This window comes from Halomonas sp. N3-2A (assembly GCF_002216165.1).
Taxonomy (GTDB): Bacteria; Pseudomonadota; Gammaproteobacteria; order Pseudomonadales; family Halomonadaceae; genus Vreelandella.
The window spans coordinates 1,724,726-1,749,908 of the sequence record NZ_CP022286.1; the positions used below are offsets into that span (position 1 = coordinate 1,724,726).

General features: G+C 53.3%; 21 protein-coding genes. 9 read left to right on the forward strand and 12 right to left on the reverse strand.

From position 1 onward, the window contains the following. Positions 1-46 precede the first annotated feature (46 nt). Genes acnD through CEK60_RS08215 form a run of 4 tightly spaced genes read right to left on the reverse strand, consistent with a single transcriptional unit; the run spans position 47 to position 5,588 of the window. Positions 47-2,686 (reverse strand): Fe/S-dependent 2-methylisocitrate dehydratase AcnD, encoded by a 2,640-nt coding sequence (gene acnD / locus CEK60_RS08200; RefSeq protein ID WP_089038601.1) that lies wholly within the window; start codon positions 2,684-2,686, stop codon positions 47-49. A 33-nt stretch (positions 2,687-2,719) separates the two neighbouring features. Further along, entirely contained in the window at positions 2,720-3,847 is a 1,128-nt protein-coding gene (gene prpC / locus CEK60_RS08205) for a bifunctional 2-methylcitrate synthase/citrate synthase (RefSeq protein ID WP_089038602.1), read from the reverse strand. A 57-nt stretch (positions 3,848-3,904) separates the two neighbouring features. Next, positions 3,905-4,801 (reverse strand): methylisocitrate lyase, encoded by an 897-nt coding sequence (gene prpB, locus CEK60_RS08210; protein ID WP_089038603.1) that lies wholly within the window; start codon positions 4,799-4,801, stop codon positions 3,905-3,907. A 43-nt stretch (positions 4,802-4,844) separates the two neighbouring features. Next, complete coding sequence (locus CEK60_RS08215) at positions 4,845-5,588, reverse strand: GntR family transcriptional regulator (protein WP_089038604.1); 744 nt, start codon at positions 5,586-5,588, stop codon at positions 4,845-4,847. Positions 5,589-5,840: 252 nt separating this feature from the next. On the opposite strand from CEK60_RS08215, the gene pabB reads away from it, so the two are divergent. Together pabB and CEK60_RS08225 are read left to right on the forward strand one after the other, a co-directional pair. After that, positions 5,841-7,199, forward strand: coding sequence for an aminodeoxychorismate synthase component I (pabB, locus tag CEK60_RS08220; RefSeq protein ID WP_089038605.1), 1,359 nt, complete (start codon positions 5,841-5,843; stop codon positions 7,197-7,199). 115 nt (positions 7,200-7,314) lie between these two features. Continuing rightward, positions 7,315-7,935, forward strand: coding sequence for a phosphoadenosine phosphosulfate reductase domain-containing protein (locus tag CEK60_RS08225; RefSeq protein WP_089038606.1), 621 nt, complete (start codon positions 7,315-7,317; stop codon positions 7,933-7,935). A 64-nt stretch (positions 7,936-7,999) separates the two neighbouring features. Here the strand turns inward: CEK60_RS08225 and cysB are convergent, their stop codons facing one another. Then, positions 8,000-8,974: an HTH-type transcriptional regulator CysB gene (gene cysB / locus CEK60_RS08230; protein ID WP_089038607.1), complete on the reverse strand. Its 975-nt coding sequence runs from the start codon at positions 8,972-8,974 to the stop codon at positions 8,000-8,002. 298 nt (positions 8,975-9,272) lie between these two features. Between cysB and trxA the strand changes: the two genes are divergently transcribed. After that, entirely contained in the window at positions 9,273-9,656 is a 384-nt protein-coding gene (trxA, locus tag CEK60_RS08235; protein WP_009722702.1) for a thioredoxin, read from the forward strand. A 68-nt stretch (positions 9,657-9,724) separates the two neighbouring features. On the opposite strand, the gene CEK60_RS08240 is transcribed toward trxA, so the two are convergent. Then, positions 9,725-10,822: an AI-2E family transporter gene (locus tag CEK60_RS08240; RefSeq protein ID WP_089038608.1), complete on the reverse strand. Its 1,098-nt coding sequence runs from the start codon at positions 10,820-10,822 to the stop codon at positions 9,725-9,727. A 192-nt stretch (positions 10,823-11,014) separates the two neighbouring features. Here CEK60_RS08240 and CEK60_RS08245 point away from each other — a divergent pair, with 192 nt between their 5' ends. After that, positions 11,015-11,842, forward strand: coding sequence for an SIMPL domain-containing protein (locus CEK60_RS08245; protein ID WP_089038609.1), 828 nt, complete (start codon positions 11,015-11,017; stop codon positions 11,840-11,842). Here the strand turns inward: CEK60_RS08245 and serS are convergent. Continuing rightward, positions 11,787-13,064 (reverse strand): serine--tRNA ligase, encoded by a 1,278-nt coding sequence (serS, locus tag CEK60_RS08250; RefSeq protein WP_089038610.1) that lies wholly within the window; start codon positions 13,062-13,064, stop codon positions 11,787-11,789. The genes CEK60_RS08245 and serS overlap by 56 nt on opposite strands. A gap of 339 nt (positions 13,065-13,403) precedes the next feature. Here serS and CEK60_RS08255 point away from each other — a divergent pair, with 339 nt between their 5' ends. The 3 genes from CEK60_RS08255 (at position 13,404) to ydiJ (ending at position 18,556) form a co-directional block, all read left to right on the forward strand. Further along, a complete protein-coding gene (locus CEK60_RS08255) occupies positions 13,404-14,657 on the forward strand; it encodes a dicarboxylate/amino acid:cation symporter (RefSeq protein ID WP_089038611.1) in 1,254 nt (417 codons plus the stop codon). Positions 14,658-14,773: 116 nt separating this feature from the next. Then, positions 14,774-15,364, forward strand: a complete 591-nt coding sequence (locus CEK60_RS08260; RefSeq protein ID WP_089038612.1) for a DUF4202 domain-containing protein — start codon at positions 14,774-14,776, stop codon at positions 15,362-15,364. Positions 15,365-15,451: 87 nt separating this feature from the next. Then, the gene (ydiJ, locus tag CEK60_RS08265; protein WP_089038613.1) at positions 15,452-18,556 is read left to right on the forward strand and encodes a D-2-hydroxyglutarate dehydrogenase YdiJ; all 3,105 of its coding nucleotides are present in this window, start codon (positions 15,452-15,454) and stop codon (positions 18,554-18,556) included. Between the two features lie 20 nt (positions 18,557-18,576). Here the strand turns inward: ydiJ and trpC are convergent, their stop codons facing one another. The 3 genes from trpC to CEK60_RS08280 are packed head-to-tail and all read right to left on the reverse strand — an operon-like array spanning position 18,577 to position 21,050. Next, a complete protein-coding gene (trpC, locus tag CEK60_RS08270) occupies positions 18,577-19,380 on the reverse strand; it encodes an indole-3-glycerol phosphate synthase TrpC (RefSeq protein WP_089038614.1) in 804 nt (267 codons plus the stop codon). A gap of 8 nt (positions 19,381-19,388) precedes the next feature. Beyond that, positions 19,389-20,408: an anthranilate phosphoribosyltransferase gene (trpD, locus tag CEK60_RS08275; RefSeq protein ID WP_089038615.1), complete on the reverse strand. Its 1,020-nt coding sequence runs from the start codon at positions 20,406-20,408 to the stop codon at positions 19,389-19,391. Between the two features lie 36 nt (positions 20,409-20,444). After that, complete coding sequence (locus tag CEK60_RS08280; protein WP_038482817.1) at positions 20,445-21,050, reverse strand: anthranilate synthase component II; 606 nt, start codon at positions 21,048-21,050, stop codon at positions 20,445-20,447. 308 nt (positions 21,051-21,358) lie between these two features. Between CEK60_RS08280 and CEK60_RS08285 the strand changes: the two genes are divergently transcribed. After that, complete coding sequence (locus tag CEK60_RS08285) at positions 21,359-22,282, forward strand: metal ABC transporter solute-binding protein, Zn/Mn family (RefSeq protein ID WP_089038616.1); 924 nt, start codon at positions 21,359-21,361, stop codon at positions 22,280-22,282. 26 nt (positions 22,283-22,308) lie between these two features. Here the strand turns inward: CEK60_RS08285 and CEK60_RS08290 are convergent, their stop codons facing one another. Further along, positions 22,309-22,977, reverse strand: coding sequence for a phosphoglycolate phosphatase (locus CEK60_RS08290; protein ID WP_089038617.1), 669 nt, complete (start codon positions 22,975-22,977; stop codon positions 22,309-22,311). A 152-nt stretch (positions 22,978-23,129) separates the two neighbouring features. On the opposite strand from CEK60_RS08290, the gene CEK60_RS08295 reads away from it, so the two are divergent. Further along, positions 23,130-24,428 carry an NAD(P)/FAD-dependent oxidoreductase gene (locus tag CEK60_RS08295; protein WP_089038618.1) on the forward strand — a complete coding sequence of 433 codons (1,299 nt, stop codon included), beginning with the start codon at positions 23,130-23,132 and terminating at the stop codon, positions 24,426-24,428. A 9-nt stretch (positions 24,429-24,437) separates the two neighbouring features. Here the strand turns inward: CEK60_RS08295 and rpe are convergent, their stop codons facing one another. Continuing rightward, positions 24,438-25,139 (reverse strand): ribulose-phosphate 3-epimerase, encoded by a 702-nt coding sequence (gene rpe / locus CEK60_RS08300; protein ID WP_089038619.1) that lies wholly within the window; start codon positions 25,137-25,139, stop codon positions 24,438-24,440. Positions 25,140-25,183 lie beyond the last annotated feature (44 nt).

Genomic DNA, 25,183 nt, shown 5'->3' on the forward strand with positions numbered 1-25,183 from the left:
GGCTCTTTCATTAATCGCCTTGGCGCTACGTTACACGCCAATTTGGCTAAGCCGTGGTGGACTCAAGAAAGTCTTGGGCAAAACGCTGCAAGACCCCACCGGCAGAGTAAATCGTGACCTCTTCGGCGGTATCAATACGGCAGATCACCGGCACACGTTCAGTGGTACCATTTTGACGATGAATAACCAGCGTTAGCTTGGTGCGCGGCTGAGGAGTGCCCTCTACGTCGAAGACTTCCGTACCGTCCAGCGCCAAGGTTTTACGTGTGGTGCCCTCTTCAAACTGCAGCGGCATCACGCCCATACCAATTAAATTGGTACGGTGAATACGCTCAAAGCCCTCGGCCACAATGGCTTCAACACCCGCTAGCGCAACACCTTTCGCCGCCCAGTCACGTGAGGAGCCCTGGCCATAATCCGCACCGGCAATAATAATCAGCGGCTGTTTACGCGCCATATACGTCTCAATGGCTTCCCACATCCGCGTCACGGTGCCCTCTGGCTCAACCCGTGCCAACGACCCCTGCAGCACATTGCCCTGCTCGTCGTGGACCATTTCATTGAACAGCTTGGGGTTCGCCAACGTCGCCCGCTGGGCAGTTAAATGATCGCCACGGTGGGTCGCGTAGGAGTTAAAGTCCTCCTCAGGCAAGCCCATCTTGTGTAGATACTCACCTGCTGCGCTGTCCAGCATAATCGCGTTAGAAGGCGACAAATGGTCGGTGGTGATATTGTCCGGCAAAATCGCCAACGGACGCATACCTTTCAAACCACGTTCGGCAGCCATATTGCCTTCCCAGTAGGGAGGCCGACGAATATAAGTGCTCTGAGGCCGCCACTCATAAAGCGGGCTGACCTGAACGCGCGCGCTCTTGTCGAGGTCGAACATCGGGATATAGGTTTGACGGAACTGCTCTGGCTTCACGGAAGCCTTCACAATCGCATCGATTTCGCTATCGTCGGGCCAGATATCTTTTAGCGTGACGGGGTTTCCGTTTTGGTCGGTGCCCAGTACGTCTTTCTCAATATCAAAGCGAATCGTGCCAGCAATTGCATAGGCAACCACTAAGGGCGGTGATGCCAGAAATGCCTGCTTCGCATAGGGGTGAATGCGCCCGTCAAAGTTACGGTTACCGGAAAGTACCGCTGTGGCGTATAGATCACGGTCGATAATTTCTTTCTGGATGACCGGATCTAACGCCCCGGACATGCCGTTACAGGTCGTACAGGCGTACGCCACGACACCAAAGCCAAGTGTTTCCAGCTCATCCATCAGCTTGGCTTCTTCCAGATACATCTTGACGGTTTTCGATCCCGGCGCCAGCGACGATTTCACCCACGGTTTGCGGGTTAACCCTAAGCGGTTAGCATTACGAGCAATTAAGCCAGCTGCCACCATGTTGCGCGGGTTAGAGGTATTCGTGCAGCTGGTAATCGCGGCGATAATCACCGCACCATCTGGCATTCTACCTGCTTGCTCGTCGGCCCTTGCTTTATCCAAGTCGATCGCGATACCGCGCTGGGCCAGCTCCGAGGTGGGCAAATGAGCATGAGGGTTGGAAGGCCCTGCCAAGGTGCGATTAACGCTTGAAAGATCAAAGCGCAGTATCCGCTCATACTCAGCAGTTTTTAGACTATCGGCCCATAGCCCTGTGTGCTTGGCATAGGCTTCAACCAGAGCAACCTGCTCATCCTCACGCCCCGTGAGCTTGAGGTAATCAATGGTTTGGTTGTCGATGTAGAACATCGCCGCCGTGGCGCCGTACTCTGGCGTCATGTTGGAAATGGTCGCCCGGTCGCCTACGGTTAACGCGTCGGCACCTTCTCCGTAAAACTCCAGGTAGGCACCGACGACGCGCTCTTTACGTAGAAACTCGGTAATCGCCAACACCATATCGGTGCTGGTAATGCCTGGCTGCAGTTTGCCAGAGAGTTCTACACCTACGATATCCGGCAGACGCATCATCGAAGCACGGCCCAGCATCACACTTTCGGCTTCAAGACCACCCACACCAACGGAAATAACACCCAGCGCATCAACCATCGGCGTGTGGCTATCGGTGCCCACACAGGTATCTGGATAAGCAATACGCACGCCTTGCTCATCAGGGCGGCACTGCACCACCGGCGACATTTTTTCCAGATTGATCTGGTGCATAATGCCGTTACCCGGAGGAATAACATCAACGTTCTCAAATGCCACTTTGGTCCAGTTAATGAAATGGAAGCGGTCATCGTTACGGCGATCTTCCACCTGGCGGTTTTTTTCGAACGCGTCTTTCTCAAACCCAGCGTGCTCAACGGCCAATGAGTGATCAACAATCAGCTGTGTAGGTACCACAGGATTCACTTTAGCCGGATCACCGCCCTTCTCAGCGATGGCATCCCTTAGGCCAGCAAGATCGACTAGCGCGGTCTGCCCCAGGATGTCATGGCATACAACGCGTGCCGGGTACCAAGGAAAATCCAAATCTTGCTTGCGCTCGATGAGCTGTTTCAGTGCATCGGTTAACAGCGCTGGATCGCAGCGGCGTACCAACTGCTCAGCCAACACTCTGGACGTGTAGGGCAGCGTCGCGTAGGCGCCGGGCTTGATATCTTCAACGGCTTGATGCGCGTCGAAGTAATCTACCGGAGCACCCTCTGCCGTCACGCCTGGCAGCGGCTTACGATAATTCGTGTTCATAATGCCTCTCACTTAATCACGGCCCGTTAAGGGTTAGTCACGCGCTTCGATGGGCACCCACTCGCTCTTCTCAGGACCAGTGTAGTCGGCGCTGGGGCGAATAATGCGGTTATTGGCGCGCTGCTCAAACACATGCGCTGCCCATCCCGTTAAACGGGACATGACGAAGATTGGCGTGAACAGTTTGGTCGGAATATCCATGAAGTGGTAAGCACTGGCATGGAAGAAGTCCGCATTGCAGAAAAGCTTCTTCTCGCGCCACATGACTTCTTCGCAGCGCACAGAAACGGGATAAAGCACGCTGTCGCCAACGTCTTCAGAAAGTTTCTTCGACCACTCTTTGATAATTTCATTACGCGGGTCAGACTCGCGATAAATGGCATGACCAAAGCCCATGATTTTCTCTTTGTGCTCAAGCATACCAAGCATTTCACGCTCAGCTTCTTCCGGCGAAGCCCAGTTCTCGATCATCGCCATGGCCGCTTCGTTAGCACCGCCATGTAGCGGGCCACGCAACGAGCCAATTGCGCCGGTAACACAGGAGTGCATATCGGAAAGCGTCGAGGCGCAAACCCGCGCCGTGAACGTTGACGCATTGAACTCATGCTCGGCGTATAGAATCAGCGATACGTTCATAACCCGCGCATGCAGCTCAGAAGCGGGCTCGCCGCGCAGCATATGCAAGAAGTGACCACCTACCGAGGCATCGTCGGTTTCAGTATCAATACGAACGCCGTCGTGGCTAAAACGGTACCAGTAGCAAATAATTGAGGGCAGTACCGCTAGCAGTCGATCAGAAACATCCTGCTGCTGGTCAAAGCTCTCTTCTGTCTCCAGGTTACCCAGCATGGAGGTACCGGTGCGCATAACATCCATCGGGTGCGCATCTTTGGGAATTTGCTCCAGTACGGTTTTCAAAGCATCGGGTAAGCCACGCAGCCCCTTCAGCTTGGTAATGTAGCTATCAAGCTCGGCTTGATTGGGCAGCTTGCCTTTCAGTAATAAATACGCGACTTCTTCAAACTTCGCCTTCTCGGCCAGCTCTTTGATATCAAAACCACGGTAGGTTAATCCGGAACCCGTTTTACCCACCGTACACAGCGCTGTAGTACCGGCGCTTTGACCACGGAGTCCTGCGCTGTTTTGCGGTTTGTCAGCCATGTCGTGTCTCCTGTTAGCTCTTTTTATATGTTTTAGTATTGATAATGTTAACGGCTATTAAGCGTCTTTCTGCTCAGCAAATAGCGCGTCGAGCTTTTGCTCGAAATCGTGATAATTTAAAAAGTCGTACAGCTCATCGCGAGTCTGCATGGTATCGACCACCTCTTTTTGATGACCGTTATCTAAAATGCTCTGGTACACCTTCAATGCGGCAGCATTCATAGCGCGGAAGGCCGATAGCGGATAGAGCACCATACGACACCCCACCTGGCCCAGCTCCTGCTGAGAGAACAGCGGCGTTGCGCCAAACTCAGTGATGTTGGCCAGTATTGGCGCATTCACGCGCGAACAGAACGCACGATAATCATCCAGGGTGTGCACGGCTTCGGCGAAGATTGCATCCGCACCCGCCTCCACACAGGCATTAGCACGCTCGATAGCGGCGTCTAAGCCCTCTTTCTGGAACGCATCGGTACGCGCAATCAGATAGAAATCGGGATCAAGCTTGGCATCTGCCGCGGCTTTGATGCGGTCAACCATTTCCTGCTGGGACACAATGGCTTTATTCGGGCGGTGGCCGCAGCGCTTTTGAGCCACTTGGTCTTCCAGGTGAACCGCAGCAACGCCTGCGCGCTGCATCTCTTTAACGGTACGCGAAATATTAAAAGCACCGCCCCAGCCCGTATCGATATCTACCAGCAGCGGAAGATCGGTCGCGCCGCAGATACGATGTGCATCTTCCACCACGTCGTTCATGCTGGTCATACCCAAGTCCGGCAAGCCAAAAGACGCGTTAGCCACGCCGCCGCCCGACAGATAAATCGCTTGGTGGCCTACTCGCTCGGCCATCATCGCGGTATACGCGTTAATCGTGCCTAGAATCGGTAGAGGGCGGTTCGCGTCTAGCGCAGCACGAAAGCGAGCACCTGGCGTGAGAGTAGATGAAGTGGACATTGGCATTGCTCCTTTAAAAGGCTTGGCGGATAGGCGTAACGAACTAATCCGCTGATGACGTTGATTGTTGTTCAAGAACAGCAGCGTAACGGTCGGCGACGTTGGCTCGGGAAGCGCTAACGTGGCGGCGCATCAGCAACTCCGCTAGCTCGGCATCTCCGGCTTCAATGGCATCTACAATACGATGGTGCTCGACAAAGGCGAGCTGGGGCCGCTTACCGCTGGCGCTGAACTGGGTACGGTAAAGACGCACTAAGTAGTAGAGATCATCGCAAAGCAGGTTCATCAGCATTTTGTTATGGCTGCCTTGAACAATGCGATAGTGGAAGTCGAGATCGCCTTCGCGCTGATAGTAAGCTTCGCCACGCTTGAGATCTGCCTGGCCTTCGTGAAGGGCCAACACCTCACGCAGCCCTTTAATCTCCTCGGCAGACATATGCTCAGCAGCCAAGCGGGCTGCCATGCTCTCAAGCGCTTCGCGCACATCAAACAACTCAAGCAGCTCTTTCATAGAGAGTTTGACAACGCGAGCGCCAACGTGAGGAACACGCTCAATTAGACGGTGCGCTTCTAAACGCCGCATGGCTTCGCGCAACGGACCGCGAGAGATACCGTACGTTTTAGAAAGCCCCGGCTCGGTAATTTTGCTGCCCGGCGCCAGCTCTCCACGTACGATAGCGTCTTGAAGCTGGTGAAAGACCCGCTCAGCCAGCGTTCGGACTTCTGGTGAGGTCTGATCACTGGGCGAATCAGCTTTAGAACGAGAAAGAGTAGCAAGTGAGGTCATGGCTAATTGTCGACAATTATGAGGTAGGAGAACTTTAGCCCGCCACATTTGTGCCGTCAACTAGTCAAAATGGTCGATTTTATTCACCTTTCGTGTAACCCAGCCATTTATTCTTGGGCTAATGTCAACAATCATGCTCTTTCCGTTAACCGTGTTTAACCTACCGTGAGAAAGGCGTCAGTGGTTAACACTGGTGTCATCTATTAACGACCTCTAGAATGCGATGCCTTCCATCGGCCTGGCGTTTGCTCCATGACATCGGCGTTGACCATTAAAGCCCTGCCCTACTCTCCTACTCCCCTGGAGATCTTTGCTCACCTGCGAAAGCGTCATGGTGCGGTATTACTTGATAGCGGCCGCCCATCAGCAAACGGGCGCTACGACATTATCAGCAGTGATCCGTTAGCTACACTAGAAGTCATGCCTGATGGACAAACTAACTTCACTTCAACGCAGCTGGACCTTCCCTCGGCACTCGCTGGAGATATGACCGCCCAGCAGCAATGGATGCTTGAACAGCTACCCAGCACAGATTTCCCCAGCGAGCTGCCTTTTTTAGGCGGCCTGATGGGTTATTGGAGTTATGACCTAGGACGTAATAACCTCGCGATTTCCAGCCGCCACCCCAATGTTACTAATCTGCCATTGGCACGTTTGGGGCTTTACGACTGGTGCATTACCTTTGATCACGAAAAGCAGGCAACATGGCTCATTGCAACAGCAACTCGCCAACAGCAGGTCATGAAATGGCTAGCTCAGCCACCTGCCAGTGTTGCTAAAGACTTTCACTTAACCAGCCCCTTTCATGGCGAGCTAAGCCAAGCGGATTACACCGAACGTTTTAACACTGTTCAGCACTACATTCGCGCCGGCGACTGCTATCAAATTAACCTTGCTCAGCGGTTTACAGCGAGCTATGAAGGCGATGAATGGCAGGCTTACCTACGCCTTCGCAAGGCAACGCCAACGCCCTTCTCAGGCTTTATGGCATGGAAAAACCAGGCGGTACTCTCGCTTTCCCCCGAACGCTTTATCCAGTGTAAAGACGGGCGAGTGGAAACGCGCCCAATCAAAGGCACGCGACCACGTGGTAAGTCGCCGGAGGAGGATATCACCCTAGCGGAACAGCTATTAAGCAGCACGAAAGACCGCGCGGAAAATGTCATGATTGTTGACTTGCTGCGCAATGACTTGGGACGCGTATGCGCTCCTGGGTCTATTCGTGTACCGCAGCTATGTCAGTTAGAGAGCTACCCCAACGTGCATCACCTGGTAAGCGTGGTTCAAGGTCAGCTCGCCAAACATCGCTCACCGCTATCTCTGCTGACAGCAGCGTTTCCTGGCGGCTCTATTACTGGCGCGCCTAAAATACGCGCCATGCAAATTATCGACGAGTTGGAGCCTTGCCAACGCAGTGTCTATTGCGGAAGCCTGGGGTACATTGATAAACGGGGCAGCATGGACACATCAATTGCGATACGCACCATGGTGGCAGATGCAGGCAAGCTACATGTTTGGGGCGGCGGAGGATTAGTCGCCGACTCTAGAGCAGACGAGGAGTACACAGAAACACTGGATAAAATCCGTCATCTAATCGGCGCTTTGGAATAAATAACAAAATTCTTACATCAAAAAGGAATATAAAAGCCAAACCAAACGGTATTGGGGCTAAGCCCCTTCTCTTTGATAGCCTAGTGTCATACTCGACCTTATGACAGGAGGCAGCATGTCTTCAGCGCTTGACAGCATTAACCGTGATTTTGCCAATAATCCCCAAGAGCTTATCAAGTGGGCGCTTAGCCAAGGCGAGCGGCCTATTTGCACAACCAATTTCCGGCCGTTTGAGGCGGTGATTCTGCATATGGTCACTCAGGCACGCCCAGACATACCCATCGTATGGATGGATAGTGGCTATAACACTGAGGCCACTTACCAATTCGCCGATGCCTTAATCCAGCGGCTGAACCTAAACATGGTCAGCTTTATTCCGCAGCGAACCCGTGCTCACCGCGAAGCGCTAGAGGGGGCAATGCCCAGCATTGACGACCCACGTCACACAGCCTTCACTCAAGAAGTAAAGATTGAGCCGTTTGAGCGTGCCCTGCGGGAAATGCAGCCGGATGTATGGTTCACAGCCCTGCGGGCAGAGGACACCCCAGAGCGGGCTAAAATGCAGCCTGCCAGCCGTAACAGCGATGGCTTATTAAAAATTGCCCCGCTGCTGCAGTGGACAGCAAAAGATATGTACTACTATCTTGAGGCACACGACCTGCCCAACAACTTCGACTACTTCGACCCCACCAAGGTAGAAGACAAACGTGAGTGTGGCCTGCACTTACAGCACTGATTAGGCAGAGAACGGTGAATAGCGCCCAGACACCCACGTCAAGCGCTATTCACCCACTACGCTCCTAATGCTCAGGAAGCTCTACTCCCTCAAACAACTCATGCTCAAAACGTGGGCCAGCCAACAAGGCTTCGTCTACCAGGTCCCGGGTAAGATGAGGTGCAAAGCGTACGAGGAAATCGTACATGTAGCCACGCATAAAAGTGCCACGACGAATCCCAATCTTAGTCGTAGAACTCGCGAAGAGATGGCTGGCGTCCAATGCGACCAAGTCTTCATCTAGCACCGGATCAACCGCCATTTGGGCGACAATACCAACCCCCATGCCCAGTCGCACATAGGTTTTAATCACATCAGCATCAGCGGCCGTTAACACCACATTGGGCGTAAGTCCCTGTGCTTTAAACGCATCATCTAACTGCGAGCGGCCGGTAAACCCAAACACATAAGTAACGAGAGGATGTTCGGCCAACGCTTGAAGCGTCAGCGGCTTGTCTATCGATGCCAGTGGGTGGTCTTTAGGTACTAAAGCGCAGCGATTCCAGCGGTAGCAAGGTAACAACACCAAGTCGGTGAATAGCTCTAGCGATTCAGTGGCAATTGCAAAATCGGCCTGACCTTCGCTAACCATCTGAGCGATTTGCTTGGGTGTGCCCTGCTGCATATGTAGGGCAACATCAGGATACTTGAGGGTAAACTCGCTGATGATAGGAGGTAGTGCATAGCGCGCCTGAGTATGAGTAGTAGCAATCGACAAACTCCCCCGGCGCTCGTCACTGTGCTCTTGGGCGACTTGTTTGATGTTTTCGGTCAGCTTCAACACCTGACCTGCCAGCTCAATGATAGACAACCCTGCAGGCGTTACGCGGGTAAGGTGCTTTCCGCTACGTGCAAAAATCTCCACACCTAGCTCATCTTCAAGCAAGCGTATCTGCTTGGAAATACCCGGCTGCGAGGTAAACAAACTCTGCGCGGTGGCTGACACATTCAGGTTGTGTCGATTGACTTCCCAGATATAGCGAAGTTGCTGTAGCTTCATATCCTCACCTTATTATCTATGCAGGAAGCACGTTGAAGCGCATCCTCGCGCCGCTGCTAACTTGCACCACCCGCGAAGCACCAAAAGGTGCAGTACGCGGGGGGCGACACGCCTCATACATACAATTTTGAATAAAAAATTCTCTTATAATTCACTTATAGTATAAAAAATAGCCGTTACGAACACCTCAAAATTTTTCATAATGGTTGTCTAAACGTCATAGGAAATTTGCCAGCACCTTCTTCGCCCGCTAACATCTGCCAACTTGGCGCGGTGAAGTGCGCTAGTAAAACGCGTAATGACCGTTGCTCCATTTGAGGCAACGAAACAGCAAGAGCAACGCAAACGGGAGAAACAGATGGCTAACAATGTTGATGTCACCAACGCCAATTTTGAGCAAGAAGTCCTCAACGCCGAACAGCCAGTCCTACTGAAGTTTTGGGCCCCCTGGTGCGGTCCCTGTAAAGTAATGGCACCTGTGGTTGATGAAGTTGCCGCCGAACGTGGTGATAACCTGAAAGTGGTTAGCGTGAACGTTGACGATGCGCCTGAAATTGCTGCAGAACAAGGTGTGCGCGGCGTTCCGACAGTGATGTTATTTAAGTCGGGCACGAAAGTGGCATCGCTGGTAGGTGCACAGTCTAAATCCCAGCTGACCCAATTTATCGATCAAAACGCCTAACGCGCGCGAACGCTACCGCTGGCACTGCCAGCGGTAACTCTCTGCACTTCCCATCCTAAACGCTCCCTTTATTCTCGACGCTTCCAAGGCGGACGACGTGCATCACCAAGACGCGTTCGACGCTGCCCTCCCGGCCCCAGCAAATGAGCAATCCAGCGAGTCTGAGGATGGCTATCCAAGGCGATTTTTAATGTCATCGTCAATACGACCGACAACAACATCCCCGTAGCGCCAAAGATCCACCCCCACACAACCAACGAAAGAAACGCCACGAAGGTAGATAGCCCCAGCGCTTGCCCCATCACTCGCGGCTCAATCAAGTTACCCAAAACAAAATTAATCACCAAATAGGCGGATGCGAGTAACAGCGCCTGTAATACTCCGCCATCTTGAGATACTAACAATAGCAGTACGGGAGGAATCGCCGCCAAAGCCGAGCCGATATTAGGGATAAAGTTAAGCGCAAAAGCCAATACCCCCCACAGCAACGGAAACTCCACTCCCACTATCAAGCAAGAGAGCCATACGAGTACCCCGGTGGCCAAACTAATAACGGTCTTCACTGCTAGATAGCGTTTCAGCGTTAAACTAAACTCGCTAAACCGCTTTAGGCTTGGCGCTGGGTTCTCAAGAGCGCGGGACACTTTATCTCGGAAATTAAGCGTCTCAAACAGCATGAAAATAACTAACAGCCCAATAATACTGCCTTGCATAAAGAGATTGCCGAGCTCGCCTAACAACGTTGCCACCCACGACCCATCGTCCTCCATAGCAAGCATATTGCTAAGCTGATCAGGATTAATGGCTAGCCCACGGCTGGAGAGCGCGTTGAGCAAAGCCCAATAGTGCTCATACAAGCGCGACTCGATATCTGGCAGCACCTGAACAAAGGTGCTAAAGCTGTTGACCACCAGCAAACCAATTAAGGAAATAAAGCCCAATAGCACCATCAGCGTTAAAAAAGCAGAAGCTCCCCTACTGAGGCCACAACGATGCAGCCACTGCACAGGCGACGTACATACAACAGCAATAAATACTGACAGTAGCAGAGGAACCAAAAGATCCGCCCCGGCCTTCATACCCGCCACAATAACGACTAGTGCAGCAAGCGCCAGGGTCGCATTTAAGGGGATGCTACGATAATCCTCATCCGATAATTTCGACATTGCCCTTTCCTTAGCGTGTTATCCAGATATCATGGCCGCTCGCACAATATTGCACAAACCATGACAACATTAAGCAATTGCTTTGCATCGACTCTTAGCCAGTGAACTTTATTGCGCTTTGCCCTTCCAAGCAGCGTCACAGTATAAGTTAGTTAACATTAAACATTGGCTCGATCAGTAAGGAAGTGACTTATGAACCTAGTAACACCACAGCTAAAACGCTTGCGCTACGGCGTGCTTGGCAGCGCACTGCTCGCCCTTCTGGCAACGTCTACGGCTCATGCTGCTCCCACTACCCCGCCTAGCTTACAGGTCCAAGCCCAATCATGGGTGGAAGTAGAGCCCGATAAAGCCACTCTGTCCGCACGGCTGTGGGAAAATACTCCCGCGGTTTCCACGCTGGAAGATACCGACAGCGGCGAACTGAGCGACGCACGCGAACGACTGGAAAATCGTGCCAGTGAGCTAATTAAGGCCATGGAAGACATTGGCATTGAGCAGCGCGCCATCAATGCAGGGTCACTCAATGTTTATCCTGAGCACGTCGCCGGCCCGCGCAACGATGATGGTGAGCGTGAAACGTTAATGCGCACCCGCTTAGAGCGCCCTTTCAGTATTGAGCTTACCGATATAGATCAGTTGGGCGAGGTGCTTGACGCCATGATAAGTGCTGGCGTGAACACGCTAGACGGCGTTCAGTTTGATCTTCAAGACCGCAACGCCGCTACCGATGAAGCGCTGACCAAAGCACTAGAGAAAGCCCGCCATAAAGCGGACCTAATGGCCAGCACCCTAGGCGTAAGCCTTGGTCAAGTACAGCGCATTGAAGAAGCCCAAGCTCCCGTCTTCCAGCCCCGCATGATGGCCATGCGCGCTGAGAGCGATTCCATGGGCAGTGGTTCCGCTAGCGACTATCGCCCCGGCACCATTCGTATCGATGCCGAGGTCAACGTCGTGTGGGCAATTAGAGGGCAAGACGCTCAAGACCGCCCAAGTAATGCTGGAGAGGCTCAGGAATAGCAATAGAGCCATCCGCCTGCTGGTGGTTTTCAAGCACCGCCAGCAGGCAACGCCCCACTGCCAAACCTGAACCATTCAATGTATGTAACAACTGCGGCTTTTTAGCGTCTGGGTGGCGGAAGCGAGCTTGCATGCGCCGCGCCTGGAAATCCTCACAGTTAGAGACTGAAGAAATCTCCCGATACGTTTCTTGGCTAGGTAACCAAACTTCCAAGTCGTAGGTCTTCGCCGCACCAAAGCCCATATCACCGGTACATAACGTGACTACGCGGTAAGGCAACTCCAACGCCTGCAGAATTGCTTCAGCATGGCCACGCATCTCTTCCAGTGCTTCATAACTCTTTTCTGGCTCAACAATCTGCACCATTTCAACTTTATCGAACTGATGCTGACGAATCATACCGCGGGTATCGCGCCCATGAGATCCTGCTTCGCTGCGGAAACAAGGCGTATGAGCCGTCAATTTCATTGGCAATGCCGCCTGATCGACAATTTCATCGCGCACAAAGTTCGTTAGTGGCACTTCCGACGTCGGAATTAAATGGTATTCCCGTTCGTCATTAAGCTTAAACAGATCTTCGCCAAATTTTGGCAGCTGGCCGGTGCCCATCAGCGAATCGCGATTCACCATGTACGGCACATAGCACTCTTCATAACCGTGCTGCTGAGTTTGCGTATCCAACATAAATTGCGCTAGCGCCCGATGCAGACGCGCAATCGGCCCACGCATTACCGCAAAGCGAGCGCCGGTCAGCTTAGCTGCCAGTTCAAAATCGAGATAGCCCGATTTCTTACCAAGATCCACGTGATCCAGCACCTCAAAATCAAACTCACGCGGCGTACCCCAGCGGTGAAGCTCAACATTATCGTCTTCGCTTTTGCCTTCAGGCACGCTTTCATGAGGAAGATTGGGAATACCACTGATAGCGTCATCCCACTCTTCCTGCACCTCAGCCAGTTCTTTCTTGGCTTTATCCAGGCGCTCGCCTAAATCGCTCACTTCATCCAGCAACGGCTGAATATCTTCACCGCTAGCCTTCGCCTTACCAATCGCTTTTGAACGCATATTGCGCTCGTTTTGCAGCTGCTCGGTCTGGGTTTGCAACTCACGACGGCGCGATTCCAGCGCTTGCAGTGCCGCTTTATCAAGTTCGAAGCCCCGCCGGGCCAGTTGTTGCGCAGCCGCATCAAGATCACCGCGCAGCAGTTTCGGATCGAGCATGAGTTATCCCTTGGCCTGAAATCAGTGGAACACGGCGTACATCGCCCGTGATGAAAGAGGCCTATTGTAGGCAAAAGCACGGCGGGGAGCTATGGGGGAGCGCCAGCGAGTTATTACCTAATACAGCAAGTTATGAAAAGCAGGTTGGAAAACGAGAATTAGGGGTTCACATCTCCAAGAAAGATTCCTTCCGAACGTTTACTGCACAAAACTCCCGCTCCCCTGCATACGCTATTACCAATCGGCATAAAAACCTTGGCTCACTAGCCCAAAGTGATAGAGTGCCCGCCGATTTGCAGCGCGAATCACTAATAATGGATGTTAAACAAGAGAAGCGTAGTGCAGGAAACAGCAAAAAAGGGAAAGTTTTCTTGGTGGAGTAGAATCGCGCTGTGGAAAAAAATTTTGGCGGGGTTGGCACTGGGGATCTTAGCCGGTGCGTTACTAGGTGAAACCGCCAGTGTCTTTAAGCCGCTCGGCGATATTTTCATTAATGCCATAATGATGCTGATTGTACCGCTAGTGTTTTCGACGCTAGTAGTCGGTATTACCTCAATGCGTGACCCGCAAAAAATGGGTCGCATTGGTGCGCGTACTATTACCTTGTATTTGGTGACGACGGCCTTTGCGATCAGCATCGGTCTACTGCTGTCCACCTTGTTACAGCCAGGGGTAGGCGTCGATTTAAGCTTCGATACAGAAGTGACTGCAAACGAAGCCCCCTCTCTGATTTCTATTCTGGTTAACTTGGTGCCGCGCAACCCTCTCGATGCCCTGGCTAATGGCAACATTATGCAGATTATTGTATTTGCCATTGGCTTAGGTATTTCGCTAACGCTGATTGGCGAAAAAGGCGAGCCGGTTATGAAGGTTTTCGATAGCTTTGCTGAAGCTATGTACAAGCTCACCGGCATTGTGATGGCCTTTGCGCCCTTTGGTGTATTTGGCTTAATCGCTCACGTTTCGGGCCAGTACGGCTTAGAAATCCTGCTGCCGCTGGCCAAGCTGATTGGCGTGGTATATCTCGCCTGCATTCTGCATGTGTTGGTAATTTACTCTGGGTTTATTTCACTACTTGGCCGCTTGAACCCTGTGCGCTACCTGAAAGGCAGCTTGGATGCCATTGTGGTGGCGTTCTCCTCTGCCTCGTCTGCTGGCACGCTACCGGTGTCGATTCGCTGCGCGCAAAAAAACCTAGGGGTTTCAGAGGGCGTTTCTGGCTTTGTGCTACCCGTGGGCGCGACGATTAACATGGATGGCACAGCGCTTTACCAAGGCGTAGTCGTGCTGTTTATTGCCCAAATGACCGGCACCGATCTAACCATGATGGATTACGGCATGATTGTGGCCACCGGCACGCTGGCCTCAATTGGCACCGCGGGCGTTCCCGGCGCGGGTCTTATAATGCTGTCGATTGTAATGGCACAAATTGGCCTTCCTCTGGAAGCGATTGCGGTGGTTGCCGGTATCGACCGTATTCTGGATATGGCCCGCACCAGCGTAAACGTGGCGGGTGATTTGATGGTCACGACCCTGGTGGGGAAAAGCGAAGGCGAGCTAAACGAAGAGGTTTATAACAACAACCGCGCATAGACTTCTTTATGAATGTTACTTTAGCGCTTGCTGCCTTTGTGCAGCGGGCGCTTTTTTTATGGCCTGGCGCTAACCTGCTAGCATGTCGTTAATCTTCCCTAATCATGCGAGCTCTTATGCCCTCTGCGTTTGAACAAACTCTAACGGCCATTGATGCGCTTCACGCCCAAGATCCGCGCCAAACCACCCTTACCGATGGTACACCCCTGCCCCAGGAGCTTGCCTACGCCCAGCGTATGAGCCATTGGTTAGCGCAGTTGCAATCTGCCCCTGCCGAACTGCTGCGTTTGGCGGTACGCGCCCAGCATCTCCAGCGCTGGCTTGTGCCGCGCAGCGATTACCCTGAAGGACGCATAGGCTATTTAACCTGGCGTCGCGATCAGGGTGAGCGCGCGGGCGATACCACTGCCCAACTGATGCGTGACGCTGGCTATAGCGCTGCAGACGCCGAACGAACCGCAACGCTTATCCGCAAGAAAGGTCTTGGCCGCGATGCCGATGTGCAAGCGCTGGAAGATTGCGCCTGCCTGGTGTTCTTGGAAAATTACTTCGCGGATTTCTCCCGCAAGGTCGAGCACGACCATATGGTGCGTATTGTGCAAAAAACCTGGGGCAAGATGTCCCCCCAAGCACATGCACTTGCTCTGGCACTACCCATGAACGCGACCAGCGCAGCGCTGGTGAAAGAGGCGCTTGGCAGCGCATAAGACGCGCCATCAAGATGCAGAGCCGCGGTAGCTGCGGTAAAGTAGCGTATCCCCTATCCGCTCCCAGCAGTGACGGCTTGATCAACTATGATTGCATCTTTGGATTCTCGTACGGCCCCGTTTAAACGCCTGAGCACTCATTACGTGCGTTTCCTCGACGCCTTGCGCGCCCGTGGCTTCGAAGGCGAAATAGCCCCTGACTATGCCAACCGCACGGTGCTGGCAACGGATAACTCGATTTACCAGCGCCTGCCCCAGGCGGCGGTGTTTCCTAAGCACGCGGAAGACCTTGAGCGCCTTGCTAAGCTGGCTGCTGAGCTGCCCCACCGCGATGTCGTACTCACGCCTCGTGGCGGCGGTACCGGTACCAACGGCCAGTCGTTGACCGATGGTATCGTGGTGGACGTTTCCCGTCATATGAACCAGATCCTCGAGATCGATGTTGAGGCACGTCGGGTACGTGTTCAGGCGGGCGTGGTAAAAGATCAACTCAACGCGGCGCTGAAGCCCCATGGGCTGTTTTTTGCCCCAGAGCTATCCACCTCTAACCGCGCCACCATCGGCGGGATGATCTCCACCGATGCCAGCGGCCAGGGCAGCTGCGAATACGGCAAAACCCGTGATCATGTGTTGGAGCTGGATACGGTTCTGCTGGGAGGCCAGCACCTGCATAGCCGTGCGCTTAGCGCTGACGAAGAGCAGCAGGCCGTTGCCCAATCCGGCATGCTCGGCCAGGTGCATACCACCGCGGCTGAGATTATCGATCAACAGCGCGGGCTGATTGAGGCGAAATTTCCGCCGCTCAACCGCTGCTTAACCGGCTACGATCTGGCGCATCTGCGGGAAGCAGAAGGCCAACTGAACCTGAACAGCCTGCTGTGTGGCTCGGAAGGCACGCTGGGCTTTTTGAATGAAGCGGTACTCAATGTGCTGCCGATTCCCAAGCACGCCACTTTGGTCAATGTGCGTTACGTCAGCTTTATGGACGCGCTACGCGATGCCAAGGCATTGATGACGACCAGCGCGCGCCCCACCTCGATTGAAACCATCGACGACACCGTGCTGCAGCTGGCCATGGAGGACTTTGTCTGGGACAGCGTGGCGGCGTTTTTCCCCGCCACCGGCAGCACGCCGATTCGTGGCATTAATCTGATCGAATTTAATGACGATGATCCTGAACGCTTGGCCGAACGGGTGCAGGCGTTCACAGACCACTTAAGCCAAGATCCCACGGTCGAACGTTTAGGCTACACCTTGGCCGAAGGCCGCCCGCAGATTCAAAAAGTTTACGCCATGCGCAAACGTTCGGTGGGCTTGCTAGGCAATGTGCAGGGCGAAAAACGCCCAATTGCGTTTGTCGAAGATACCGCCGTACCACCGCAGCACTTGGCTGACTTTATTACTGAGTTTCGCGCCGCACTGGATGCCCGCAAGCTCTCCTATGGTATGTTTGGCCATGTCGATGCGGGGGTGCTGCACGTTCGCCCGGCGCTGGATATGAAAGATCCCGAACAGGAAAAACTGATTCGTGAGATTTCTGATCAAGTGGCTGACCTGACCCAGAAGTACGGCGGGCTGTTATGGGGCGAACATGGCAAGGGCGTGCGCTCGGAGTACGGCCCCAAATTCTTTGGCGAGCTGTATCCCAGCCTACAGCGCGTTAAAGCCGCGTTTGACCCGCATAACCAGCTAAACCCCGGCAAGATTGCGTCGCCCGCTGAAGGCAGCGAACTAATCGCCAAAGACAGTGACCCTGAACTATTAACGATTGATGGCGTCACCCTGCGCGGCCAGTTGGATCGCACCATTGATGAGCGGGCGTGGCAGGCCTACGACGCAGCTGTGTACTGCAATGGCAATGGTGCCTGCTACAACTACGATGTTGATGACCCCATGTGCCCTTCCTGGAAGGCTACCCGTGACCGCATGCATTCGCCCAAAGGCCGTGCCAGCTTAATGCGTGAGTGGTTGCGTCTGCAGTCCCAGGCTGGGATCGATGTCGTGGAAGAGTCGCGCAAAAAGAAAGCCGAAAACGGCTGGGGCTTTATCAAAAGCTTTCCGCTCCGCGTCGCCAATACGCTCAGCCGCAAACAACACCGCGACTATTCTCACCAAGTTTACGACGCCATGGCGGGCTGCTTGGCATGTAAATCCTGTGCCGGCCAGTGCCCGATTAAGGTCAACGTGCCGCAGTTCCGTTCGCAGTTTTTAGAGGTCTACCACGGCCGCTATTTACGCCCGCTGCGTGATTACATCATCGGTGGCACTGAGTTCATGCTGCCTACGCTTGCCAAGGTGGCGCCGCTGTATAACGCCCTACTCAACCAGCGCTGGGTCGATAGCCTAATGCGTAAAGGGCTGGGAATGAGCGACTCCCCGCAGCTTTCCCGCGCCAGCGTGAAAAAGCAGCTGCGCGCCTGGGGCGTGGCCGAAGCTACGCCTACCTCGCTTGCACTGCTGACTGAACAGCAGCGTGCCAACAGCGTGATCATTGTCCAGGACGCCTTCACCAGCCACTTTGAAGCCAAGCTGGTGATAGACGTGGTGGAACTGCTGTCGCGGTTGAATCTGCGCGTGTTTGTGATGCCGTTTTCTGCCAACGGCAAACCGCTGCAGGTACAGGGCTTTTTAGGCGCCTTTGAGCGCACGGCGGAAAAACAGGCCAAGCGCCTGCGGGCACTGGCAGAGTTCGACGTACCCATGTTGGGGATCGACCCCGCCATGACGCTGACCTACCGCCAAGAGTACGTCAAAGCCCTGGGGGCTGAGCAAGTGCCCAACGTGCTGATGCTGCAAGAGTGGCTAGCCACGCGTATGAACACGCTAGTGCCTCGCCCACTGAACCTAACCGACCCTGGCTTTAAGCTGCTGTCTCACTGCACCGAAAAGACCAACGCCCCGGGCAGCCCAAAGGCCTGGCAGCAGGTGTTTGCGGCATTTGGTTTAGAGCTGGAGTTAGCCACCACAGGGTGTTGCGGCATGTCGGGCACTTACGGGCATGAAACGCGTAATGTCGCAACCTCCAAAACCATTTATGCTCAATCCTGGCAGCCCCAGGTGGAAGCCGACGAAAACATGGGCAAGCTGCTCGCCACCGGCTACTCCTGCCGTAGCCAGGTGAAACGCTACTCAGCACAAACGTTGCACCACCCGCTTCAGGCACTACTTACATGCCTCAAGCGGGAAAGTTAATAAGCGTTTAACACCATTGATTAAAAAAACAGCTGCTTGAGGGCTTGGCCAGGGTCCTCTTCACGCATAAAGGCTTCACCAACCAAGAAACCGTTCACCTCATGGTCGCGCATTAGCTCCACGTCATCGCGGGTATGGATTCCGGATTCAGTGATGACCGTGACGCCTTCAGGAATGCGCGGCAGCAGGTCTAATGTGGTGTTCAGACTGGTCTCGAAGGTATGCAAATTACGGTTGTTGATGCCCACCAGCTTTAGATCCAGCGCTAGGGCACGCTCTAACTCAACAGCGTCATGCACTTCTACCAGTACATCCATGCCTAACGCATTGGCTTGCTGATGCAGATCGCGCAGCTGGGTGTCGTCTAGGGCAGCAACAATCAGCAGGATGCAGTCTGCACCGATGGCACGCGCCTCGGTCACCTGATAGCGATGGGTAATAAAATCTTTACGAATAACGGGAAGGTCACAGGCATCGCGGGCAGCGATCAGAAAGTCTTCATGCCCCTGGAAGAAATCGGCATCCGTTAATACTGACAAGCAGGCTGCGCCGCCCTCAGCATAACGCTTAGCGATATCATCAGGATGAAAATCCTCACGTATCACGCCTTTGGAAGGCGAAGCTTTTTTCACCTCAGCGATAACCGCTGCGTCACCAGCGGCAATACGCGCATTCAGTGCAGCAATAAAGCCACGGGGGGCGCTTTGCTTGTCAGCCAACGCCAGCAGTTCTGCTTCAGAAACCGCTTGTCGGCGCTCGGCTACTTCTTCGTCTTTACGAGCCAAAATACGCGTTAAAATTGTTGGCGTTGCCTGGTCAGTCATTAGATTTTTTACCTTTTAAAGACGCTAGTGAAGTGTGAAAGCTCTCGAAGCTTCTCTAGCGGTAACTTTGAGGCCTGCGCATCCTGGGCCACCATCACCCCTTCTTTTAAGCTGTCGGCCACACCAGAGCAGTAAAGTGCAGCACCCGCATTAAGGGCCACTATATCTGCCGCCGCACCCTCGCCACTCAATGCGGCTTTTACCAGTCGTAAGCTGTCTTCAGCGCTGGCTGCTTTAAGCGTAGCTAAGCTTTGTCGCTCAATACCCAACTCTTCTGGAGTGATGGTGTACTCAGTAATTTCGCCATCTTTTAGTTCAGCCACGCGCGTCGGTGCCGCCAAGGAAATTTCATCCAAGCCATCTTCAGAGCACACCACTAACACGTGGCGACTGCCAAGCTTGCGCAGCACTTCAGCCATCAACGGCACTAACTCCAGCGAGTAAACCCCCAGCACCTGGTTAAGCGCACTTGCAGGGTTAGTCAACGGGCCAAGGATGTTAAACAGCGTGCGCACGCCCATCTCCCGGCGCGGCCCGATAGCGTAGCGCATAGCCGGGTGATGATTGGGGGCAAACATAAAGCCCACGCCAACCTGTTCGATACAGCGCGCTACCTGTTCAGGCTTAAGATCAAGGTAAATGCCGGCGATATCAAAAAGGTCTGCACTGCCCGACGAAGAAGAGACGCTGCGGTTACCATGCTTGGCGACATGAGCGCCCCCTGCAGCCGCCACAAAGCTAGCCGCCGTAGAAACATTAAACAGGTTCGCACCATCACCGCCGGTGCCGACAATATCCACTACGTTATCGGTGTGCAGTTCAACGCGCTTCATGAGTTCGCGCATCACCTGTGCCGCCGCGCTAATTTCCTCGGCGCTCTCGCCTTTCATGGCAAGCCCCACTAGCAGGCCACCAATTTGCGCATCGGAGGCTTCGCCGGTCATGATCTGGCGCATTAGCGCGTGCATCGCATTGAAAGAGAGGTCTTCGCGGCGCATCACCGCGTTAATTGCATCTCGCATTTGCATGAACAGAAAAGCCCCTAAAGCGTATAAATTTGGCAATCAGCCGCGTTTTAAAAAGTTAGCCAATAACGCATGGCCTTGGCGCGTGAGTATTGACTCAGGGTGAAACTGTACCCCTTCAACATCCAGGCTGCGATGACGAAAGCCCATTATCAGCCCTGGCGTAACGTCATCGTCTGCGGTCCAAGCAGTGATTTCAAAACACTCCGGTAAGCTTGTTTTGTCTACCACGAGTGAATGATAACGGGTCACTTCTAACGGGTTTTCAAGCCCGCTAAAAACACCCTGCCCACTATGTACAACGGCAGATGTTTTACCATGCATCACCTGGGGCGCTCGCACCACTTTACCACCGTAGACTTGTCCAATCGCCTGATGCCCAAGACAAACCCCCAAAATAGGCAGTTTACCCGCAAAGTGGTCAATCGCCGCCAACGATATGCCCGCCTCATTAGGGGTACACGGCCCCGGTGAAATGACTAGATGAGTAGGCGCTAAGGCGTCAATCTGCTCAAGGGTAAGCTCATCGTTGCGATAGGTCATGACCTCGGCACCCAGCTCACCCAGGTACTGGACGATATTGAATGTGAAGCTGTCGTAGTTATCAATCATCAATACACGTTGCACTACCTGCACTTGCGCCATCGCCGCAGCTACTCCATCACATTAATCAAACCCCTTGGTAGGGATGATACCCCAACCCAAGCACCACTTGCAGGGCCAAGGGTCGGCTAAAACATTCGCACTTCTAATACTCTGGTAATTTTCAGTGAGGAACAAACACTGAGTTTATCAGTAAATTATGAAGAGCTTTTCAAGGTAATCAAAAATCCTTAAAGCGACTGGTTAGCCCTTCCTGCTAGGTTTAAACAACTTGGCAGCATGACGAAACTGGCAACAGGCCATGACTGTCTTTATCATCTGCCGACTTTTTAATGCGTTAGGAGCGTGACATGGACAATCGAGCACCCTGGATAATAACGCTCGTATTGATGACGACTGTCAGCAGCCCTCACGCGCTGGGAGACACCTCGTTTAACGTCATCGCTTCGTTTTCAGTCATTAAAGATTTAGTGAAGCGTGTCGCAGGCGACAGCATCGGCATTACAACCATTGTGCCCACAGGTGAAGATGTGCACCGCTGGGAGCTTCAACCGCCAAATGCCCTGGCTGTCGAGGAAGCTGACATTGTTTTCTACAACGGGTATGGGCTAGAGCCATGGATACGGCATATTGAAGCCATGGCAGACGATTCACTAACGCTGACAGCACTTGCAGAAAGTGCCGACTATGAGCCGCTAGCGATTCCGGTAGGCCAATATAGAGACAGCGCTGATCCGCATATGTGGATGGACCCAAAAGGGGCAGCCGCTTATGTTGATGTGATAGAAGAAACGCTTATCGAACGCTATCCCGAGCAGGCTGAGGCGTTTGCCACGCGCGCCGCTGAAACTCGTGAAGCACTGGTGCTGTTAGATCATCAACTTAGGGAGCGCTTGGAAGGCATTCCGCAAACGAATCGCATGCTCACTACCAGCGAAGCCTCCATGGCTTACTTTGCCCGTGCCTACGGTTTTGAGTACGCCGCCATTTGGGGGATTGGCAGTGAGACAATTGGCAGTGCGCAGGCGATGGAAGCAATGAGCATGCACCTTTCACAAAAACGCCCGCCTGCACTGTTCTATGAAAGTACCTCACCCTATATCCACATGGATGCACATGCCCGAGCAACGGAGCTTTCGCTGGCAGGGCCTTTATACGTAGATACCTTGAGTGATACTGACGGCCCCGCCTATAACTACCCTGCTATGTTGCGCCATAACGCTGAATTACTGCATGAATACCTAGGCGGCGCACGGGCAGAAAAGCAGCCCTAGAAAAAACAGCCCCATCACCGACTGTTTTACTCCGTCAGCGCCAGCAATGAGCTAATGATCACGTCAGGCTGGCTATGCTCAATCGGCTCGCCGTGGTTATAGCCGTAAGGTAACGCCACGGTAGTAAAGCCAGCAGCTTTGCCCGCGGCGATATCGTGGCGTGAATCGCCTACCATGACACTTGCCGAAGGTGGGATATCCAGCTGTTGGGCTACATGGAGTAGCGGCAACGGGCTGGGTTTTTTCTCGGCAAGCGTGTCACCGCCAACACAGTGCGCAAATAGCGCCAATAGCTCAAAATGGCTCAAAATTGGCGCAATAAAGCGCTCAGGCTTGTTGGTAATCAACACCAGCGGATAGCCCGCCTTGTGCAAATCGTGCAGTGCTGTTCGCACGCCTGGGTAGAGCCTGGTTAGCGCATTGGGGGCAGCACCGTAATGGCGCATAAAAGCGTCATAGGCGGTGGTTTGTAATACCTGCCCCGGCGCCTCTGATAACGCCCAGGTTAGTGCTCTTTCGACAAGTACCTGCGCACCATTACCCACCCAGTTACGCACATGCTCTTCACTGGGCACAGGCAGCCCAACATCGCTGAGCGCGCGCTGAACCGCTATCGCTAGATCCGGGACCGAATCAATCAAAGTGCCATCTAAATCAAATGCAATTAACCGTTTACCCTGCAAAATGGCATGCACGCTCTCTCTCCCTAGGCTAGGTAAAAATATTTTTCAAAAAATGGCCGTTAGTAAACGTAATCGCCGTTAATTCTTTTATCCTACCGACTTAGCACGTCGCCAACCACGCCCGAAAGCTCTATGCTGTGATCATCTTATCCGAGGAGAAAGTAATGACCATCCCCCGAATTGTGATCGTCGGCGGCGGCGCTGGCGGACTTGCTCTAGCAACACGCTTAGGACGCACGCTGGGCAAAAAAAAGCGCGCCGAGATTGTCCTGCTAGACCGCAATGCCACCCATGTATGGAAACCACTTTTACACGAACTCGCGACCGGAGTATTGAACTCCAGCATGGATGAAGTGGATTACCGTGGCCACTCTTCCACACACCATTACCGCTACCAGCGCGGCTCTTTAAATGGCCTTGACCGCGAACAAAAAGTCATTCACCTAGCACCCATCAAAGATGAAGACGGCGTTGAAATCCTTCCCTCTCGAAAACTAACCTACGATTATTTAGTAATAGCGCTCGGCAGTATTTCAAATGATTTTGGCACGACGGGCGTTGCGGAACACTGCCACTTTATTGATTCGCCTCAGCAGGCCAAAGCGTTTCAGCGCGATATGATCAATACCTTTTTGCGTTATACCGATCCAACGCTACGCCAAAACGCTGAACTGACCATTGGCATTGTAGGCGGCGGCGCAACGGGCGTAGAGCTTTCTGCCGAGCTTCTAGATGCTTCGCGCTTGCTTAACGCCTACGGCGTAACCGCTGTTGACCACCAAACGATTAGCGTACACCTCATCGAAGCTGCCCCTCGCCTGCTGCCCGGTTTGTCAGAGCGTATTAGCGAAACAGTGCAGCAAGAGCTGGAAAATATGGGGGTCACCGTTCACGTCGGTACCGCTATTAAAGAAGCTCAGCAATATCAATTAGTAACAGGCGACGGCGAAGTTATCAAAACGGACCTAAACGTGTGGGCAGCAGGCATTAAAGCACCGCCATTTTTGGCTGAATTAGACCTGACCACTAATAAGAAAAATCAAATTAACGTCCACCAAACGCTGCAGAGCGTCGATGACCCTTATATTTTTGCCATAGGTGACTGCGCCGACTGCCCTCAGGGCGAAGGCATCTCCGTGCCACCACGAGCGCAGGCTGCTCATCAACAGGCAACGTTACTCGCCAAAAACCTGATGCACTGCCTGGATAGCAAACCACTGCAAAGCTTTACTTATCGTGACCATGGTTCGCTGGTGTCGCTCGCCCGCTACGATGCGGTAGGAAAGTTGATGCGCAGCTCAGCGTCTCGTGGGCTATTTTTAGAGGGTTGGTTAGCGCGCCAAGCCTACGCTTCACTTTATCGAATGCATCAGCTGTCTATTCATGGCGCACCCAAAACGGGACTCGCATGGCTGGTTGATAAGTTAAACCGCTACTTAAAGCCCCGCATGAAATTGCATTAAGCTGTTCGCTTAGCCGTTATTCTTTGCCAACTCGGCGCGCATTTGCTGGATAACGCTATCGTAACCGTGCGGGTCGCTTGACTGGTGAGCGTTAAAAATAGCTGAACCAGCGACGAAGGTGTCGGCACCCGCAGCGGCGATATCAGCAATGTTATCTACCTTAACCCCACCGTCGATTTCTAAGCGGATCGGGCGACCTGAAGCATCGATACGTGCCCGGGCCTCACGCAATTTATCCAGCGTACCGGGAATGAATGACTGACCGCCAAAGCCCGGGTTAACGCTCATCAACAGCACCATATCAACTTTGTCCATGACATAATCGAGATACGAAAGCGGTGTTGCCGGATTAAATACCAGTCCTGCTTTACAGCCACTATCGCGTATTAGCTGTAACGAGCGATCAACATGCTCAGAAGCTTCCGGGTGAAACGTAATGTAACTCGCCCCAGCCTCACTAAAATCGCCAATCATACGATCTACGGGCTTAACCATTAAGTGGACGTCTATGGGCGCCGTCACGCCGTGCTGGCGCAGGGCTTTGCAGACCATCGGCCCAATCGTCAGGTTCGGCACATAGTGATTATCCATGACATCGAAATGGACAATATCGGCTCCAGCGGCCAACACATTGTCGACCTCTTCACCAAGACGCGCGAAATTAGCGGAAAGAATCGAAGGGGCAATCAGGAAGTCCTGCTCAGCGCTCATAGTGCATTCCTAGGTTAACAGGGGAAAGGAAGGCCCCTATCTTA